The 17,379-nt window shown below is 72.4% G+C and carries 15 protein-coding genes and 1 tRNA gene; 7 read left to right on the top strand and 9 right to left on the bottom strand.

The window, feature by feature from the left end; genetic code table 11:
- The first annotated feature begins 147 nt into the window (after positions 1-147).
- The 4 genes from CGE01nite_RS15550 to CGE01nite_RS15535 all read left to right on the top strand — a co-directional run bounded on the left by CGE01nite_RS15550 (position 148) and on the right by CGE01nite_RS15535 (position 2,477).
- A complete protein-coding gene (locus tag CGE01nite_RS15550; RefSeq protein WP_141371641.1) occupies positions 148-627 on the top strand; it encodes a DUF2716 domain-containing protein in 480 nt (159 codons plus the stop codon).
- A 114-nt stretch (positions 628-741) separates the two neighbouring features.
- Positions 742-1,251, top strand: a complete 510-nt coding sequence (locus tag CGE01nite_RS15545) for a helix-turn-helix domain-containing protein (protein ID WP_048344433.1) — start codon at positions 742-744, stop codon at positions 1,249-1,251.
- Positions 1,248-1,598 (top strand): HepT-like ribonuclease domain-containing protein, encoded by a 351-nt coding sequence (locus CGE01nite_RS15540; protein WP_141371640.1) that lies wholly within the window; start codon positions 1,248-1,250, stop codon positions 1,596-1,598. The genes CGE01nite_RS15545 and CGE01nite_RS15540 overlap by 4 nt, the downstream gene beginning before the upstream one ends.
- Positions 1,599-2,054: 456 nt before the next feature.
- Positions 2,055-2,477 (top strand): DUF6924 domain-containing protein, encoded by a 423-nt coding sequence (locus CGE01nite_RS15535; protein WP_141371639.1) that lies wholly within the window; start codon positions 2,055-2,057, stop codon positions 2,475-2,477.
- 344 nt (positions 2,478-2,821) lie between these two features.
- Here CGE01nite_RS15535 and CGE01nite_RS15525 read toward each other — a convergent pair whose 3' ends face one another.
- The 5 genes from CGE01nite_RS15525 to CGE01nite_RS15505 all read right to left on the bottom strand — a co-directional run bounded on the left by CGE01nite_RS15525 (position 2,822) and on the right by CGE01nite_RS15505 (position 9,452).
- Positions 2,822-4,429: a TROVE domain-containing protein gene (locus CGE01nite_RS15525; protein WP_048344434.1), complete on the bottom strand. Its 1,608-nt coding sequence runs from the start codon at positions 4,427-4,429 to the stop codon at positions 2,822-2,824.
- Between the two features lie 761 nt (positions 4,430-5,190).
- Positions 5,191-5,261 (bottom strand) — tRNA-Gly (locus CGE01nite_RS15520).
- Positions 5,262-5,362: 101 nt separating this feature from the next.
- Positions 5,363-6,154, bottom strand: coding sequence for a hypothetical protein (locus CGE01nite_RS15515; protein WP_048344435.1), 792 nt, complete (start codon positions 6,152-6,154; stop codon positions 5,363-5,365).
- Between the two features lie 134 nt (positions 6,155-6,288).
- Positions 6,289-7,968 carry an AMP-binding protein gene (locus CGE01nite_RS15510; RefSeq protein WP_141371637.1) on the bottom strand — a complete coding sequence of 560 codons (1,680 nt, stop codon included), beginning with the start codon at positions 7,966-7,968 and terminating at the stop codon, positions 6,289-6,291.
- 32 nt (positions 7,969-8,000) lie between these two features.
- Positions 8,001-9,452, bottom strand: a complete 1,452-nt coding sequence (locus CGE01nite_RS15505; protein WP_141371636.1) for a hypothetical protein — start codon at positions 9,450-9,452, stop codon at positions 8,001-8,003.
- Positions 9,453-9,562: 110 nt separating this feature from the next.
- Here CGE01nite_RS15505 and CGE01nite_RS15500 point away from each other — a divergent pair, with 110 nt between their 5' ends.
- The gene (locus CGE01nite_RS15500) at positions 9,563-10,165 is read left to right on the top strand and encodes a GNAT family N-acetyltransferase (RefSeq protein WP_141371635.1); all 603 of its coding nucleotides are present in this window, start codon (positions 9,563-9,565) and stop codon (positions 10,163-10,165) included.
- Between the two features lie 15 nt (positions 10,166-10,180).
- On the opposite strand, the gene CGE01nite_RS15495 is transcribed toward CGE01nite_RS15500, so the two are convergent.
- The 4 genes from CGE01nite_RS15495 to CGE01nite_RS15480 form a co-directional block, all read right to left on the bottom strand.
- Entirely contained in the window at positions 10,181-11,029 is an 849-nt protein-coding gene (locus CGE01nite_RS15495) for an SCO4651 family lipoprotein (protein ID WP_141371634.1), read from the bottom strand.
- Positions 11,030-11,216: 187 nt separating this feature from the next.
- On the bottom strand, positions 11,217-12,068 hold the full coding sequence (locus CGE01nite_RS15490) for an SCO4651 family lipoprotein (protein WP_141371633.1): 852 nt from the start codon (positions 12,066-12,068) through the stop codon (positions 11,217-11,219).
- A gap of 120 nt (positions 12,069-12,188) precedes the next feature.
- Entirely contained in the window at positions 12,189-13,160 is a 972-nt protein-coding gene (locus tag CGE01nite_RS15485) for an aldose 1-epimerase (protein WP_141371632.1), read from the bottom strand.
- Positions 13,161-13,250: 90 nt separating this feature from the next.
- A complete protein-coding gene (locus CGE01nite_RS15480) occupies positions 13,251-15,719 on the bottom strand; it encodes a glycoside hydrolase family 94 protein (RefSeq protein WP_048344440.1) in 2,469 nt (822 codons plus the stop codon).
- 241 nt (positions 15,720-15,960) lie between these two features.
- Here CGE01nite_RS15480 and dcd point away from each other — a divergent pair, with 241 nt between their 5' ends.
- A complete protein-coding gene (gene dcd / locus CGE01nite_RS15475; RefSeq protein ID WP_048344497.1) occupies positions 15,961-16,536 on the top strand; it encodes a dCTP deaminase in 576 nt (191 codons plus the stop codon).
- 21 nt (positions 16,537-16,557) lie between these two features.
- Positions 16,558-17,379, top strand: an 822-nt coding sequence (locus CGE01nite_RS15470) for a hypothetical protein (RefSeq protein ID WP_141371631.1), incomplete at its 3' end; no start/stop codon positions are given.

Raw genomic sequence — 17,379 nt, 5'->3', positions numbered from 1 at the left:
TGGGCGATGGGTGGACGACGGGGCCCGCGCTGCGGGTCGGCGTCTCCTCGCGCTCCGGGAGTGGACGCTGCGTCACTGCTCGGGCGTGGGGGTGCGATCAGGCGAGACAGGGGTTGCTCCGGGTGCGGGGGGTCGAGGCCTGAGTAGGTGCTGGGTCGTCGGGAGGCATGGACCCTGTTCGACGCTCGGTTCAGCTTCAGGGCCGGCGTCGATGCCGAGGCGTGGCCCGCGATCCGTGAACCCGTCCCGTCACTGACCTTCGACCTCAGCGTGATCGACGACGGAGCGCCCCGGGGTGCGGCGTACGACGCCATCAATGCCGAGGCGCTGCGAGCGTTCGTCTGGGCGCTGCCGGACGTGGACGAGCTCGTGGTACTCGACTGGCAGCACCCCGGCTACCGGTTCCGACCTGCCGCGCAGGCACTGACATGGCGTGCGGAGTGGCAGGTGCCGGTGTATCCCGACGGGGACTACTTTGCGTTCCTCACCCCGGACCTGTCCGAAGGGACCTTCGGGCATCCGTGGGAGGAGACACTCTGCGTGTTCGGGGAACGGATGCGCTCGAGTCTCGGCGCATCGCTCTCGACCTGGTTGCCCATCAAGCGTCGCGACGGGATCGCCCTGTAGGGCCCCTCTGCCGGGTCTCGCTCCTCGGTCCTGGGCGGGTACAGCTCGTCGTCGAGGCCAACGCGCCCGGGCGGCGCCTCTCCCACGTCATACCTCTAGCAGTATGATCGCCGCATGGACGCCGCCACGCTCATCCGCACCAGCCGCGAAGCCGCGGGGCTGAGTCAGGATGCTCTGGCGGCGCGGGCGGGGACATCGCAGCCTGCGGTCTCGCGCTACGAGTCGGGCGCCAGCTCGCCGTCGGTGGAGACGCTCGACCGACTCCTGGCGGCGATGGGCGCGCGGCTGGAGCTGAGCGCCGCGGCAGCGCCGCGTCATCTCGACGTTCGTACGCCGCGCATGGCGAAGCTCCGCGCGAACCGAGACCGGGTACGCCGCATCGCTCACCGGCACGGCGCGTCGAACGTCCGGGTCTTCGGATCGGTGGCGCGGGGCGAGGACGGCCCGGAGTCCGACGTCGACCTGCTCGTCGACCTCGACGTCCACGCGCGCGGTCTGCTGCCACTCGCGGCGATCGCCGACGAGCTGTCGGCACTCCTCGCAGAGCGGGTCGAGGTCGCGCCAGCCAGCGCGTTGGCACCGCACGTCGCCGACTCGGCTCTCGCCGAGGCCGTGCCCCTGTGAGCCGTTCGAGCCGGCACAGGCTGGGCGACATCCTGCTCGCGATCGACGCCATCGACCGGGCCGATGCTGCGGCGCAGCGGCACACGGATGACGACGAGGTCCCGGGTCTCGCGCTGGCCGCGATCCAGTTCCACGTCTTCACGATCGGCGAGGCGGTCAAGGCGCTGCCGGCCGATCTCCGAGGTCAGCGTCCCGACGCCCCTTGGTCCGACATCGCGAGGATGCGCGACCTGATCGGACACCACTACTACAAGCTCGATGCGGCTATCGTCCGAGCCACGATCGGCGACCCGCTCGCACGGCTTCGCGTCGCGTGCGAGTCGTTGCTTGCCGACCGCCCCGACTGACTCGCGTACGCGCCCACCCCGCCGGACCGGCCCAGTTGCTGACGCAGCGTCTGCTCCGGCCATTGAGCCGCTTTCCCCGGAGCGTCCGCTGAGTCGCCCGCGCCAACCCTGCCGACCCAGCACCTGCTCCGGCCGCTCGTCGCCTTACCCGGAGTGCCTGCTGGGTCGATGGGGGTCGTGCGGCCGTCCGGTAAGGTCGCGGGCGGCGACGATCTCGTCGTCGGAACCGCCCGGGCTGGCGGGCACGCGGCGGTACGGTCGCGCCGAGGGTGCGGACCTGGGCAGCGGAGGGGGAGCCGTGCGGGCGTGTCGGGTCGCGGGGGTGACGGCGGTTGCGCTCGTCGTGGCCCGCTGGTCACCGGGTGCGCGGGTTCCGCTGACCCGCAGTCGTCGCAGAACCGCACGGCGCCGACCGGGGGCCACTCGCGGCCCCTGCGGCTACCCGAGTCGGACGGCATGTCCACTCTCTTGGTCCGCACGGACTACTCCGACGACTCGGCATGGCAGGCCGCGGTCGACGCCGTGACCGCGGTGCACGACTCCGCTGACGACGAGTCCTTCGGCGCGTTGATGCAGGTGGTCGAGGCGCCCGAGCTGGATGGCCTGACACCGGAGGACCTGGCGCTGCTGCCTCGCGCCGGGTACCTCTCGCTGCTCGCAGTCGCCGACGCCCGCACGATGATCGACCACACGATCGTGTTCGTCGACCTCAGCGAGCACAACGAGCAGGTGGGTCGGACCTTCCGGGCGGTGCCGCGAGAGGTGGAGCCGATCACGGTGAACCTCGCGCTCGCCAACATGGACTTCTTCGACTTCGCCGACGCGGCGGATCCTGACGGGGTCTTCCGGGGGTTCGCGGCCCCTGAGCCAGAGGCCTGAACCCGCCCGCTCACGCCTGGAGGGGTTACCTGGAGCGTCTGGTGACGAGGGCGATCAGCTCGCGGCTGCAGCCGACGGCGGCGGCCAGCGCGGAGTAGCTCCAGCGGGCGGGGTCCTCCGCGCGGAGGCCGGTGATGAGACGGTCACGCTCGGCCCGGCAGCGGGCGGCCAGCTCGTCGGCCTCTGCCGCCTGCCGGTGGAGCTCGCGTGCGCGGGCGGCGCGGGCGTCGGAGACTCCCCGCACGGGAGCGGCCCGCAGGGGGTCGGCGCTCCGGGTGCCCCGCCGAGGGGCGACACCGTTGCCGGTGCCGCCCCTGGCGGGCCGACGATCGTCGCGCGAACCGTCAGAGCCCACGTGCGAACTCCGTGATCAGCGAGGGCACGGCGGCGTCGAAACCGACGACGTCGAGCATCCCCGCGTCCGTGGGGTCCGCGATCGAGAACTCGGTCGCCGTCATCCCGACGACGACGAGCTTCGCGGCGATCCCGAACCGACGCCGGTACTCGGCGAGGGCCTGGTGCGGGTGGATCTTGCCCGCCCACGTCTCGTTGTCCGTGTAGACGACGAACGTGTCGACCTTCAGCCCCTTCTCGGTGGCGAACTGCATCGGGAGGGAGCAGTCGGTCCCCGACATCGGCATGGCGTCCACGACGCGCAGCGCGTCGTCCAGCCGCTGCCGCGGCGAGATCCGCAGCGGCTTGAGCGCCGTGTCGAACCAGTCGTTCCCACCGGCGTTCGTGGCCCGCGACGTGAACCCGACCGCCGTCGCGGACGGCTCGGTCGCGAGCTGCACGAGCGCCAGCGCGGCCGAGGCCTCACGTGCGGTGATCGGCAGCCCCGAGATCGGCGAGCCCATCGACCCGGACACGTCGACCGCGAGCAGCGTGCGCTTCCCGGACGGCTCCACCGTGCCGAAGGCCCGGTAGAACGCCGCATCGAGCGCGTCGACGACCTTGCGGCTCGGCGACCACTGCCCGCCGCCGCGCGCCGAACGGCCGGACGCGTAGGTGCGCTGCGCGACCAGCACGTTCACCGGGTGCACGCGCGCAGAGCGCAGGCGCCCGGTGTCGACCAGCTGGGCCACGACCTCGTCGGTCCTCCCGCCGAGGTCCGGGAGCATCCCGAGCCGCGTCAGGCGGGGCAGCTGACGCATGAGCGCCGTCTGCGGTACGCCGACGTCGAGCAGCGCGTCCCACACCGCGGTCTCGCCGAGTGCCGCGTCCGGGAGCATCTCCCAGGTCAGCCGGTGCTCGCGCACCAGGCTGACCCAGGTCGCCGTGTCAGTGCCCGTCTGCGCCGCGACGAAGCCCTCGATGAGGGCCGGCGTCGCGTCGCCGACCGAGCCGCGCACGATCCAGTCGAACGTCGCCCGCAGCTCGGGAACCGCCGAGGTCGGGTGCGCCAGGCGCAGCAGGTCGCGGTGCGACCAGCCCTCACGCTGGCGGTACTTGACCACCTGGTAGGCGAGGGCGTCGGGCTCCCGGGAGGTGTACCAGGAACCGACCGCGCGCCGCAGGCCACGACCCCAGCCGCGGAACTGCTCGACGTAGCCGGCGAACAGGAACAGGTGCGTCCCGGTCCGTGCCACCTGCGGCAGCGCCGCCAGGGCGAGCTGCGCCGACTCGGGCACCGACGCCGCGTACGCGAGCGCGAACAGCGCCGCGTTCTGCTTGGGCGCTGCGCCCCGCACGGAGACCTCGACGATGGTGCGGACCAGCGTCTCGGGGTCCTCGTGCGCCATGCGGCCGACGACCTCGGCGTTCTCCCGCGCGAGCTCGCGCGGCGCGGCGTAGTAGGTCCCGCCGTCCACGCCGAGCGTCAGGAAGCGCCGCAGCCGTGCGGCGTCGTCGAGCACGAAGGTGTACCCGCCGGCGGCGTTGAGCCGCTGGCGGGAGTCGGCCCGCTCGCCCTGCGGGGTGCGCCGCAGTCCGAGCGTGCGCAGCACGTCCATCGGAGTTCCTTTCAGTAGGGCGTCGGGGCGGTGGCAGGCGTGGTGCGCGAACCGGGTGGACCCGGCGAACCGGGTTGCCCTCCTGCGAGGGCTTCCGTGACAGGGAGGTAACCGATCCGCTCCGGCCCGCCACCACCGCCGACGTGTGGAGCGGGCATGTGGGTGGCCTCCGGAACGGCGTCGTGCGACACCGGGCAGTACCCCGAGGGGCCGGGAGTCGAACCCGAACTGCCATTCACCTGGGAACCGAAGACGCTCCGGCCCGCTCCGGAGAAGCTCCGGTGGGCGTGTGATGACGCCGGAGTCCTGCTCTACCTGCTGAGCTACGCCACCGAGGTGACGGCGGGACTCGAACCCGCGACCTGGCCATGAGGAGTGGTAACCGACAGTCGCCGGCCCACCCGAGCTTTCTCCGTGTGTTCTGTTGTCGTCGGCGAGTGTAGGGGTCTACATAGCGGGCGACGAGGGAATATGCGAACCGCGCAGTGACGGGGAACGGCGAGGCCCGGGCGGGCATGGTGGCGGCCGCCGGAGCCCGCTGCTCTGCCTGCCTGAGCTACCCACGCATCAGCGTCGGGAGGGAGTCGAACCCTCGACCCGCGTGTCCTGATAACCGATGACCCTCGGCCCGCCCGGGCCGAGGGCCCAGTCTGGCGGCGGAGCGCGCGGCACTCAAGGCGTTATGGCGCGAGCCGACAGCCAGCGAGTCGAGGTGCGGTTCGAGCGGGCGTTCACAACGCTCTGACCTGTGACGATGAGGGAGCGGGTGACGGGAATCGAACCCGCGCCATCAGCTTGGGAAGCTGAAGTTCTACCATTGAACTACACCCGCACGAACCGCCGGTCACCGGCGTCCAGGGACGTCGGGCCGCGGTCGGCAGTCGCCATCATAGCGGGCGAGCGGGACCGCACGAACTCGCCCGACGCGCGCCTTCAACCTCCGAGGTCCAGCTCGACGGCGTCGTCCGGGGCCTCGATGACGACGTCCTCGCCCCACCGCGTGAAGTCGACCTGGAGGGACGTCTTCGGCTCCGTGTAGCGGCGGACGAGCCCGTCCGGGCCGATCCACAGCCGCATCATCGCGTAGGCGTTCGTGGTCGCGCCGCTGGTGAACCGGGAGCCCATCGCGCCGGTCGCGCGGCGCAGGTCGACCACCACGTCGAACGGCTGCGCGGGGACCTGGTCGAGCTCGACGGACGCGCCGCCCGCGGAGACGGACACGACCGCGTCGCGCGTCTCGGCGAGGGTCGTCGCGAGCTCGGCCGGTCCGAACGAGTCGATGTACGCGGCGACGAAGGGGTCGCCGGGCTCGTCGCGGGACGTGCGGCCGAAGCCGTCGGTCAGGCCGGAGATGAACGCGTAGGCGTCGTCGCCGATCAGGCGCAGCTCGGTGACGGTGCCGTCCTCCTCGATGCGGCCGACGAGGTCCCACCGGTCGTCGTCGCGCATCGCGGCGCCCGTGAGCTCGGGGGCCTGCGGGTCGAGCGCGAGCGTGAACGCGTACGAGTCGACCGGGCGAAGCGCCTCGAGCAGGTCGCCGAGCACGTGCTGCGGGTCGTAGCGCACCGTGAAGCGCGGGGCGGCGATCGCGGTGGGGACTGCGGGCCCTGCGGCCGGCTCGCTCCCGGCGAGTGCGCTGGCTGCGAACGCTCCGCTGATCCCGCCTGCCAGCAACCCGCCCAGGGCGACGAGCGCCGGGACGCGTGAGGCGGGGAGAAGGGGCACGGCCGAACTCTGTCAGGCCGTCGCCGCTTCGTGCAGGCACCGGACGAGCGAATCCGTCGATGCCGCCCGAACGGCCGTCCGCTCAGGCCCCGGATGCCCACCGCGACCAGTCGTCGCCAAGGCCGGCACGGGCGTCAGGTGGCGGGCAGCGAGAGCACCTGGTCGCGGACGACGCGGCGCAGGACCTTGCCGACCTGCGAGCGCGGCAGGTCCGGCAGCACGACGATCCGGCGCGGCACCGCGTAGCGCGCGACCTTGCGCCCGCACCACTCGCGCACGGCGGCGAGGTCCACGTCGTGCCCGTCGCGCAGCACCAGCGCGGCCACGACCGACTCGCCCATGACCCCACCAGGCACGCCTACGACCGCGACGTCCTGGATGCCCGGCATGGTGCGCAGGTGGTCCTCGACCTGCGACGGGTACACCTTGAACCCGCCGGTCACGATCATCTCCTTGATGCGGTCGACGAGCAGGACGAACCCGTCGTCGTCGACGCGCACCACGTCACCGGTCCGGAGCCAGCCGTCGGCGACGAGCTGCTCGGCGGTCTCGTCGGGCCGGTTCCAGTACCCGGTGAAGACCTGCGGCCCGCGGACGAGGAGCTCGCCCGGCTCGCCGGGCGGCACGTCGACCGTCACGTCGCTCTGCGACACGACGCGCACCTCGGTGCCGGGGAACGGCACCCCGAGCGCGCCGGGGCGGCGCGTCGCGTCGAACGGGTTGCCGAGCGCGACGGGCGACGTCTCGGTCATGCCGTAGCCCTCGACGACGAGCCCGCCGGTCGCCTCCTCCCAGCGCTGCGCGGTCGCGGCCGGCAGCGCCATGGCGCCGCTGATCGCGCGCGTGAACGAGCGCAGCGAGACGCCGGCCGCCTCCGCCGCGGTCACGAGCCGGTCGAGCATCGGGGGGACGGCCGGGATGAACGTGCCGGGGCGGCGGCGCTGCGCGGCCAGCACGAGCGCGGGGTCGAACGACGGCAGCACGACGAGCGTCGCGGCGATCCGCATCGAGTACGACAGGCACAGCGTCAGCCCGAACGCGTGGAAGAACGGCAGCACCCCGTAGACGGTCTCCTGCCCGCGCCGGTGCTTGGTCCACAGGTGGCCCTGCTCGGCGTTCACGACGAGGTTGCGGTGCGTGAGCACCGCAGCCTTCGGGGTGCCGGTGGTGCCGCCGGTGTACTGCAGGAGCGCGACTTCCGACGAGGCTGGCTGGGGGTGCTCGGCCGGCAGCGGGTTCGCCGCGCGGACCAGGCGGTGCCACAGCGGGACGTCAGCGGGCACCGGGCCGCGCATCGCGGCGGCGGTGCGCCGGGCCTTGGCGACCGGCAGGCGCAGCGCGAGCCGGGAGATCAGAGGCAGGTCGTGTGCGAGGTCGACGGCCACGACGTGGCGCAGCGCGGTGCGGTCGCGGGCCTCGAGCACGGCGGGCACGGCCTTGGTCCAGACGAGCGCCACGGTCGCGCCGGAGTCTGCGAGCTGGTGGGCGAGCTCGTCGGCGGAGTACGTGGGGTTGTGCTCGACGACGACCGCGCCGATCCGCAGCACCGCGTAGAACGCCGCGAGGTGCTGGGTGCAGTTGGGGAGCGCGATGGCGACGCGGTCGCCGGGCTGCACGCCGAGCGCGACGAGCGCGGCGGCACCCTTCGCGACCTCGTCGGCCAGCGTGCGGTACGTGGTGGTGGCCCCGAGGAAGTCGACGGCGATGCGGTCGCCGTGATCCGCGACGGCACGGTCGAGCGCTGCGGTGAGCGGCTCGTCGGGCACGGTGAGGTCGGGGATCGGCGAGAGCGTGATGGGCGAAGCGGGGGTCACTGCCTCAGCCTAACCTACGGGACCGTAAGTTACTAGTGCGTAGGTTCTCCCGGCCGGTCCCATGTGGAGGGCGGGTAGGGCGGGAGATCCGCGTCGTCGTCGACCGACGAGCGTCCACCCCGGCGCGGCCCGCGGCCCGCGAGCCCGACGCTCAGGAGCGCCAGCGCAGCCGCCGCCACGAGCAGCACCGCGACCAGCACGCCGGTCAGCGTGAGCCGCGCGCTGGAGTCGAGATGGCTGCCTCCCGAGGCCTCCACCAGGAACGCGATGCCCGCCAGGACCACCGCGATCACGCCGGTCGCCCGCGCCCCGCGACGCCGCGACGGGCCGACCGCCTGGCGCGGCCGACGAGCGGCCACCACCACCGCGAGCAGGACGACGAGCACACCGACGAACACCCCGAGCGGGACGGGGTAGGTGAGCGACTGCGGCTCACCCGGCAACGGCACGGACGAGCCGCCCCGGTACGTCATGCCCAGCCGCTCCCAGCGACCGTCCTCGTGACGGACCGCCAGACCGTCGCCGCCGTTCGCCGCGTAGACCCGGAACCCGGTGGCGGTCGGGAGCACCGCGACCCCGCGCGTGCCGAGCCGCGCGGCGTCCTCCCAGCGCTCGTCGAGCGCGCGGACCTGCTCGTCGGTGAGCGCCCAGTCGGCGTGCCACGTCCGGCCGGCGTCGTCGCTGCGGTCGACCCCGATGGCGGCCTCGGTCGCCGGGCGGAAGCAGGTCGTCGGATCAGCCGGCACGCAGCGGATCATGTCGTCCGTGGGCCCGGGGGAGGCCGCGGACGACGGTTCGGCGCCCGCGGTGGGGCTCGGCGCCGCAGGACCGGTCGGCGTCGGCGCGTCGGACGGGTCAAGCCTGGTCCACGTCGTCCCGTCGGTGGAGTGGAGCTCGGTCAGCTCCGTCCGGGACCAGCCCGTGCCGACGAGGACCGCGCCGTCCCGCGCCTCCACGGTCATGGTCCCGACGGGCCCCATGCTCGACGTCGCCGCGGTCGCGAGCACCGCGAGCGGCAGGACCAGCGGCCACGCCCGCGCCGCGCGCACCCGGCGGGGCGACGCCGACGCGCGGGCCACCCACCACGCGACGCCCAGCGCGGGCAGCGTGAGCAAGTCGGTCGGGTCGCGCAGCACGACGCTCGGCCCCGCGACCGCGGTCCAGGCCGCCGAGGCCAGCGCGGCGCCGACGGCCGTCGCCTTGACCACCGCGAAGCCCGCGCCGACGAGGATCGTCGGCAGCACACCCGGGTGCGCGGGGACGGGTCGCGGACCCCGGCACGCGCGCACGGCGGCCACCACGACCGCGAGCAGCGCGGGCGCGAGCACCAGGCCGGCGACGTCGGAGAGCTTGCCCGTCCACCACGTGCCGTACGCGTCCTTGAGGACGTGGTCGTTGAGCAGCAGCACGACGAGCGCCACGACGCTCACCGGGTGCGTCAACCACGCCAGCGCGGCCCGCAGCTCGCCACCAACCCGATCCACGCCCACCCCCTCGTCGTCGACTGGGCACAGCATGACCGCCCCGTGCCCGCCGGGGGGCCACTTCGTCGTGCCGTGACCCAGCCGGTCCCGAGCCGTGATGGGATCGGGACGTGACGACCGTGATCCGTCCGTTTCATCCCGCCGACGTCGCCGGGATCTACCGCGTGTGCCTGCTGACCGGGGAGGCCGGGCGCGACGCGTCCGGCCTCTACCGCAACCCGGACCTGCTCGGGCACCTGTACGCGGGCGCGTACCCCGTCGCGGACCCGAGCCTGACGTTCGTCGTCGCCGACGACGAGGGGATCGCCGGCTACGTAGTCGCCACCGCGGACTCGCTGGCCTTCGCCCGCTGGCTCGACGAGCACTGGTGGCCGACCCTGCGCGCGCAGTACCCGCGCGTGCCGGACCCGGGCGACGGCACGCAGGACCACGTGCTGATCGACCGCCTGCACGACTGGTCCGCGACGCCCGAGCCGCAGTACGACGAGTTCCCCGCGCACCTGCACATCGACCTGCTGCCGCGCCTGCAGGGCCAGGGCTGGGGGCGCCGCCTGATCGCCACGCTGTCCGACGCGCTGCGCGCCCGCGGCGTCCCCGGCCTGCACCTGGGCGTCGCCGAGGCCAACGCGGGCGCGATCGCGTTCTACGCCAAGGTCGGCTTCGAGACCTACGCCCACCGCGACTGGGGCCGCACCCTCACCTTGCCCCTGTGACGCCTGGCCGCCGCGTCAGCCCTGCAGTGCGGGGCCGCCCTGCATGATCTCCTGCCACGTGAGCGGGGAGATCTGATCGGCGCTCGGTGCCTCGACCACGATGCTCGGGTCGTTCCAGTCGGAGTAGACGGCCTCGGCCCTCGTCCCCATCGTCGTCGACGTCAGCTTGACCGGACGGTTGTCACCGTCCACCCAGAAGTCGTAGACGAAGACGTCCGGCATCGACGCCGTGAGGGACGGGTCTGCCCCAGCGAGTGCGTCGCGCAGCCCGGAGGTGTCGACGGTGACCAGGTAGTGCGTCGTGCTGGCGCCGCCGATCTCGTCCGCGCCGACCGCCTGCACTGACCTCACGGAGTCCTTGAAGGTCTTGACGGTGCTGCTGGGATCCATCAGGTCCTTGATGGACCCGAAGAACTCGTCGAACGGGTTCGACGGGTCGTTCAGGTCGACCTTCAGGAACTTGCCGTCGGTCAGCTCGCCCATCTCCATGTAGAAGATGTTGTCGACGACGACCGCCAGCGAGTCGACGCCCTGTTCCGTCATCGTCAGCGACATGGCGGCCGAGCCGTCGTCGGCGATGGCGACCTCGCCTCGGGTGATCGTCTCCCCATCCCCGGCCCAGGTCGCCATGGTCAGGCGGTATGAGGTGCTGTCTTGCGCCGCGGCGGCGAGCACCTCGTAGAAGTTGTCGACGTTCAGAGCGGCCGTCGAGCTCGTCGCCGTTCGTGGGGTCTCCCGCGGCGTGCTCGCGACCGGCGCCGCAGGTTCTCCCACGGACGCGTCCGTGGACGAGCCGCAGGCCGCCAGGCTGAGCGCCAGGGCGAGGCCCGTGGTGGCGGCGAGGGTTCGGATGATGACGCGCATGTGCGGCCCCTGTCTGCTGTGCTCGGTGACGAGTCGGCTGATCCTGGCAGTGGTCGCCCGCGGGACGAAGGGGACAACGCCCCCGTCACCCGGACGGATGACGGTGAGACCGGCGAACCGGAGCCGGACGACGACGAGGGCGGGCCGCATCGCGCGGTCCCGCCCTCGTAGCGCGGAGCGTTGCCGGTCAGCCCTGGGTGGCGGCGCCCATGAGCTCCGAGAAGTCCAGGTCGGAGATCTGGTCCGCGCTCGGTGCCTCCACCGAGATGCTCGAGTCGTTCCAGTCGGAGTAGACGATCTCGGTCGTCGCACCCATGACCTCGGACGTCATCTTCACGGGACGGTTGTCACCGTCGACCCAGAAGTCGTAGGTGAACTCGGCGGGCAGCGACGGCATCGCGGACGGGTCGACGCCCGCGAGCGCGTCACCGACGGCGGAGGAGTCGAGCGTCACGACGTAGTGCGTCGCGCTCGTGCCCTCGACGTCCTCCTCGCCGACCTTCTCCACCGACGTCACCGAGTCCTTGAACATCTCGAGGCTCTTGCTCGGGTCGCTCAGGTCCTTGAAGGACCCCATGCTGGCGCCCAGCGGGTTCGACGGGTCGTTCAGGTCGATCTTCATGAACTTGTTCTGCGTGAGGTCGCCCATGTTCATGTAGTACGCGTCGTCGACCATGACGATCGCCATCTCGACCCCTGCGGCCGTCGTCGTCATCGACATCGCCGGGCCGGCGTCCGAGATCACGACCTCGCCCTCGGACGTGGACTCCGTGCCCGCCGCCGAGGTCGACATGCTCAGGCGGTACGACGTGCCCTCCTTGACCGAGGCCGCGAGCACCTCGTAGAAGTTCTCGGCGCTGAGGGAGCCGGCCGAGCCCTTGTCGTCGTCGGCCGGCTTGTCGTCGGCCGGGGTCGCCTGACCGGTACCCGCCGGCTTCGGGTCGTCGGAGGTCTTGTCGTCCGACGAGCTGCAGGCGGTGAGCGTGAGGGCGAGGGCCGCGGCGGCCGCAGCGCTCACGATCCGGGTGATGGCGCGCATGGACAGAACTCCCGTGTGGTGGTGATGAAGTGGGGCAATGGTGGCACAGGGGGCGGACACGACGATCCGCGTGCCCGCAGGCTTCACCCGGGTGACCCCGGGCCGTGACCGCCGACGCGGTCAGACGAGGACGTCGAGCGTGAACGTCCCCGTGAGCTGCTCGCCGGGCTCCAGCACGACGACGCCCGTGCCGGGCACGCCCGCCTCGTGCAGCGTGAAGCCGTCGTTGACGTTCGTCACCGGCTCGACCGCGAAGTACGACCGTCCCCGCGGCGCGTACACGACGACGTGCGCGTACACCGGGTCGCTGCGCAGCTCGACGACGAGCCCCTCGTCGTACGTGATCCGGACGGGCTCGTCGCGCACGAGGTCCGTGAGCACGTCGTCGACGAACGCCCGGCCGATCGGTCGCGGCACGCGGTAGTCGGCGCGCGGGGCGGGCTCGCCGGCGGGGCCGACGGCCATGCCCGCCTCGAGCGGGAAGCCGCGCGCGGCCGGGACGTGCAGCACCGGGTCGCCGTCCGGGGACGGCAGCGCGCCCGGGGCGACGAGCGTGCGCCGGAAGTACGGGTGGTGCCCGAACCCGGCCGGGAACGGCTCGGTGTCGAGGTTGCGCACGCTCGTCGTGACCGTGAGCCGCCCGCCGTCGAGCGCGTACGTGACCTGCGCGGCGAACCGCCACGGGAAGTTCACCCCGACGAGCCGCGTGGAGTCGTACGCGAGCGTGACGGCGCCCTCGGTCCGCTCGACGACGTCCCACGTCGCCCAGCCGGTCGTGCCGTGGATCGCCGTGCCGTCGGCGCCGTTGTGCTGCAGCTGCCACGTCCGGCCGCCGAACCGCAGCACGCCGTCCCGGATCCGGTTGGACCACGGCACCATCGCGAAGCTCGCGCAGCGCTCGATCTCACCCAGGTGCCGGGTCGCGGTGGGCCGCAGCAGGTCCACCCAGGAGTCACCCAGGCGCACGCGGCCCGCAGCGAGCGACGCGCCCGTGCCGGGCAGCACGTCGAGCTCCCACACGTCGCTGCGCAGCCGCAGCACCCGCGGGTCGAGCTCGACGTGCGCCTGCGCACGTTCACTGACAGCGGTCATCGTCGCCCCCTGCGCACCGTCGTCCTCTGCTCACCGTCCGACGCTCGTCGTCCGACGCTCGTCGTCCGACGCCCGTCAGGTGACGGACCGTCAGACCGTGACCTCGACGCGGACGGTCGCACCGGCCGGCGCGTAGGGCACGACGTTGCCCTCGACCGGGGTGCCGTCCACGACGAGCCGACCGCGCGCACCCTCGGCACCCGAGTTCGTCACGACGATCTCGTACGTCGCGCCGCGCGCGACGCGCGTGACGGTGAACGACGGGACCTCGGGGCCGATCTGCGGGTCGACGACGAGGCCGTCGTACTCCGGGCGCACCCCCAGCAGGTACTGCGAGACCGTGACGAAGTTCCACGCCGCCGTGCCGGTGAGCCAGGAGTTCTTCGCCTCGCCGTGGCGCACGGCCTCCTTGCCCGCGATCATCTGCGCGTACACGTACGGCTCGAGCCGGTGCACGTCGGAGATGTCCTCGCGGTAGGCGGGCGTGATGCGCTTGTAGTAGTCGAACGCGCGCGCGCCGCGGCCCACGACCGTCTCGGCGATGATCACCCATGGGTTGTTGTGGCAGAAGATGCCGCCGTTCTCCTTGTACCCCGGCGGGTACGTGGAGACCTCGCCCATGTGCACCTGGTAGGTGGTGTACGCGGGGTACTGCAGCACCATGCCGTGGTCGGTCGCGAGCAGCTCGTTGACCGAGTCGAGCGCCTTGATCGCGGGGGCGTCGGTGTCCTGCGGGCCCTCGCCCACGCCGACGCCCGCCATGACCGCGAAGCCCTGCGGCTCGATCCAGATCTTGCCCTCGTCGTGCGCGTCGGTCCCGATCGGGTTGCCGTAGTAGTCGTACGCGCGCAGGAACCAGGCGCCGTCCCAGCCGTCGGTGAGCAGCGCGTCGCGCATCTCGGCGACGTAGCCACGCGCCCGGTCCGCGACGTCGGCCAGGCCGCGGCGCGCCGCGAGCTCGGCGTACTGCTCGCCGTACAGGACGAACTGCGCGGCGATGAACGTGGACTCCGCGACGCCGCCCGCCTGGTTCTCGGTCGTCTGGAACGACTCGCCCGGCGTGGTGGAGAAGCAGTTGAGGTTCAGGCAGTCGTTCCAGTCCGCGCGGCCGATCAGCGGCAGGCCGTGCGGGCCGCGGTGCGTGACCGTGAACTCGAACGAGCGCGTCAGGTGCTCGAACAGCGGCACCTCCGAGCCCGGCTCGTTGTCGAACGGCACCGGCTCGTCGAGGATCGAGAAGTCCCCGGTCTCCTTGATGTACGCCGCGGTGCCCGCGATCAGCCACAGCGGGTCGTCGTTGAAGCCCGAGCCGATGTCGTTGTTCCCGCGCTTCGTCAGCGGCTGGTACTGGTGGTACGCCGAGCCGTCCGCGAACTGCGTCGAGGCGATGTCGATGATCCGCTCGCGCGCCCGCTCCGGGATCAGGTGGACGAAGCCCAGCAGGTCCTGGTTGGAGTCGCGGAAGCCCATGCCACGGCCGATGCCGGTCTCGAAGAACGACGCCGAGCGCGACATGTTGAACGTGACCATGCACTGGTACTGGTTCCAGATGTTGACCATCCGGTCCAGCTTGTCGTCGCTCGACGTCACCGAGTACGTCGACAGGAGCTGGGTCCAGTAGTCCTGCAGCTCGGCGAGGGCCGCGTCGGCCTGCTCCGCGGTCGCGAACCGCGACAGCAGCGCGTGCGCGCGCTCCTTGTTGACGATCTGGTGGGCGTCGTCGGCCCACTTCTCCTCGTCGGGGTTCTCGACGTAGCCGAGGACGTAGACGAGGTCGCGCGACTCGCCGGGCGCCAGGGACACGTTCACCTGGTGCGAGCCGATCGGGTACCAGCCCGACGCGACCGAGTTGGTGGCCTCGCCCTTGAGCGGGACCGTGGCCTCGCCGAGCGAGTTGTACGCGCCGACGAACGAGTCGCGGTCGGTGTCGAAGCCGTCCGCCCGCGTGTTCACGGCGAACACGGCGTAGTGGTCGCGGCGCTCGCGGTACTCGGTGCGGTGGTAGATCGCCGAGCCGTGCGGGGACTCCTGCTCGACCTCGACCTCGCCGATCGACAGGTTGCGCTGGTAGTTCGTCTGGTCGTCCTGGGCGTTCCACAGGCAGAACTCGACGAACGAGAACAGCGACAGCGTCTTGTCGGCGTCCGAGGTGTTGGTGATCGTGACCTTCTGCACCTCGGCGGTCTCGCCGACCGGCACGAAGAACGAGGTCTCGACGCGCACGCCGTTCCGCTCGCCCGTGATGCGCGAGTAGCCCAGGCCGTGCCGCGCCTCGAAGTGGTCGAGGTCCGCCTTGACCGGCAGCCACGACGGGGTCCACACGTCGCCGCCGTCGTTGACGTACAGGTAGCGGCCGCCCGCGTCGGCGGGGATGTTGTTGTAGCGGTACCGCGTCAGGCGGCGCATCTTGGCGTCGCGGTAGAACGAGTACCCGCCGGCCTGGTGGGAGAGCAGCGAGAAGAACTGCTCGGACCCCAGGTAGTTGATCCACGGGTACGGGGTGTGCGGCGTCGTGATGACGTACTCGCGTGCCTCGTCGTCGAAGTGCCCGTAACGCATGGAGGTGGCCTCTCGCGGTGCTCGTTGCCGGGGCGCCTGCGGGCCGGCGCTGCTGTGCGTCCGGACCCGTCGGTGTCCCTCATGGTCGGTGCGAGAGCGCTCCCATGCGCCTCACGAGACAGGACTATAGCGGGGCGCGCACGCGCGCGAGAACCGCCGCACGTCCGCGCCGCCCGCGCGCGCGGGGGACAGCCCACGGACGGGCGTGGGCGGGACGCCGATCGGGCACTACCGTGGGCGCGTGCTGCTCTCCGACCGTGACATCAGGGCCGAGCTCGAGTCGGGCCGCGTGGCCCTCGACCCCTACGAGCCGGCGATGATCCAGCCGTCGAGCATCGACGTGCGGCTCGACCGCTACTTCCGGCTCTTCGACAACCACAAGTACCCCTTCATCGACCCCGCTGCCGAGCAGCCGGACCTCACGCGGCTCGTCGAGGTGCCGTCCGGGGAGTCGTTCGTGCTGCACCCGGGAGAGTTCGTCCTCGGGTCCACGTACGAGCAGGTCAGCCTGCCCGACGACATCGCGGCGCGGCTCGAGGGCAAGTCCTCGCTCGGGCGCCTCGGCCTGCTCACGCACTCGACCGCGGGCTTCGTCGACCCGGGCTTCTCCGGGCACGTGACCCTCGAGCTGTCGAATGTCGCGACGCTGCCGATCGTCCTGTGGCCGGGCATGAAGATCGGGCAGCTGTGCTTCTTCCGCCTCTCCTCGGCTGCCGAGCACCCCTACGGCTCGGCGGGCTACGGCTCGCGGTACCAGGGCCAGCGCGGCCCGACCGCCTCGCGCTCCTGGCAGAGCTTCCACCGCACCGAGGTCTGACGTGACGAGAGGGATGACGCGATGACGCGTGACCTGCCGCGTCTGCCCCTGTCCGACGACGGCCTGCGCAACCGGCACCTTCTCGCGCTGCCGGACGGCGTCGAGCCCGACGAGGTCGAGGTGCTCGCCGCGAGCCGGTTCCTCAACGCGCGCTGGGAGGAGCCCGACGGCGACACCCCGACGCAGCGCTCGCGCCCCCTCACCGCCGCGCTCGGGCTGCGGCTGTCCGGCCCGCGGCCGCAGGCGCGCGTGCTGCGCCTCACCCGGCACTCCACGCTCGTCGGCCCGTACGCGGTCACGCCGGACGACGCCCTGACGCTGGGCCTGCCCGCCACCACGACGACCGCGTTCGACGTGGTGTGCCCGCGCGACCGCGGCGCCAAGCCCTACCCGGGCGGCGACCGCCACGGGCTCAAGCGCGCGTTCCCCGACGGGTACCCGAACCGCGAGGAGGAGCGCGTGCTCCTGTGGCTCGTCGCGGCGGCTCGGCGGCTCGGCGGCGCGGTGCGCACCGGGCAGTCCGGGGTGGTGCTGCAGCCCGACATGGAGAGCGCGATCGACCTCACCGTGTTCTCCGACCGGTGGATCGAGCCCGCCGAGGCGCTCGCCGTGGTCCAGCGCGCCGCGCCGCGCGCGCGGCTGTCGGTCCCGACGAGCGAGTGGGACGGCCCGATGCCCGGCGCCGGCCGGTACGAGGGGCACCCCCTGGCCGGCATGCCCGAGCCCGGCGGTTCCGGGCTGCGTGACGCGCTCCTCGAGCACGGGATCCTCGACCCCGACGAGCGGCGTCGGCTGCAGATGGAGGCCGCCGCGTTCGACGAGCTCATGCTCGCAGCGCCGCCC

Source organism: Cellulomonas gelida (assembly GCF_006538725.1).
Taxonomy (GTDB): Bacteria; Actinomycetota; Actinomycetes; order Actinomycetales; family Cellulomonadaceae; genus Cellulomonas; species Cellulomonas gelida.
The sequence above is the reverse complement of the archived record's forward strand: the minus strand, read 5'-3'. Positions and strand labels throughout refer to the sequence as shown.

What these genes read in the sequence shown, in the direction of transcription:
- CGE01nite_RS15495 (WP_141371634.1), bottom strand. Translation starts at nt 11,029, where the DNA reads ATGCGCGTCATCATCCGAACCCTCGCCGCCACCACGGGCCTCGCCCTG.
- CGE01nite_RS15490 (WP_141371633.1), bottom strand. Translation starts at nt 12,068, where the DNA reads ATGCGCGCCATCACCCGGATCGTGAGCGCTGCGGCCGCCGCGGCCCTC.
- CGE01nite_RS15545 (WP_048344433.1), top strand. Translation starts at nt 742, where the DNA reads ATGGACGCCGCCACGCTCATCCGCACCAGCCGCGAAGCCGCGGGGCTG.
- CGE01nite_RS15535 (WP_141371639.1), top strand. Translation starts at nt 2,055, where the DNA reads ATGTCCACTCTCTTGGTCCGCACGGACTACTCCGACGACTCGGCATGG.
- CGE01nite_RS15480 (WP_048344440.1), bottom strand. Translation starts at nt 15,719, where the DNA reads ATGCGTTACGGGCACTTCGACGACGAGGCACGCGAGTACGTCATCACG.
- CGE01nite_RS15485 (WP_141371632.1), bottom strand. Translation starts at nt 13,160, where the DNA reads ATGACCGCTGTCAGTGAACGTGCGCAGGCGCACGTCGAGCTCGACCCG.
- CGE01nite_RS15525 (WP_048344434.1), bottom strand. Translation starts at nt 4,429, where the DNA reads ATGGACGTGCTGCGCACGCTCGGACTGCGGCGCACCCCGCAGGGCGAG.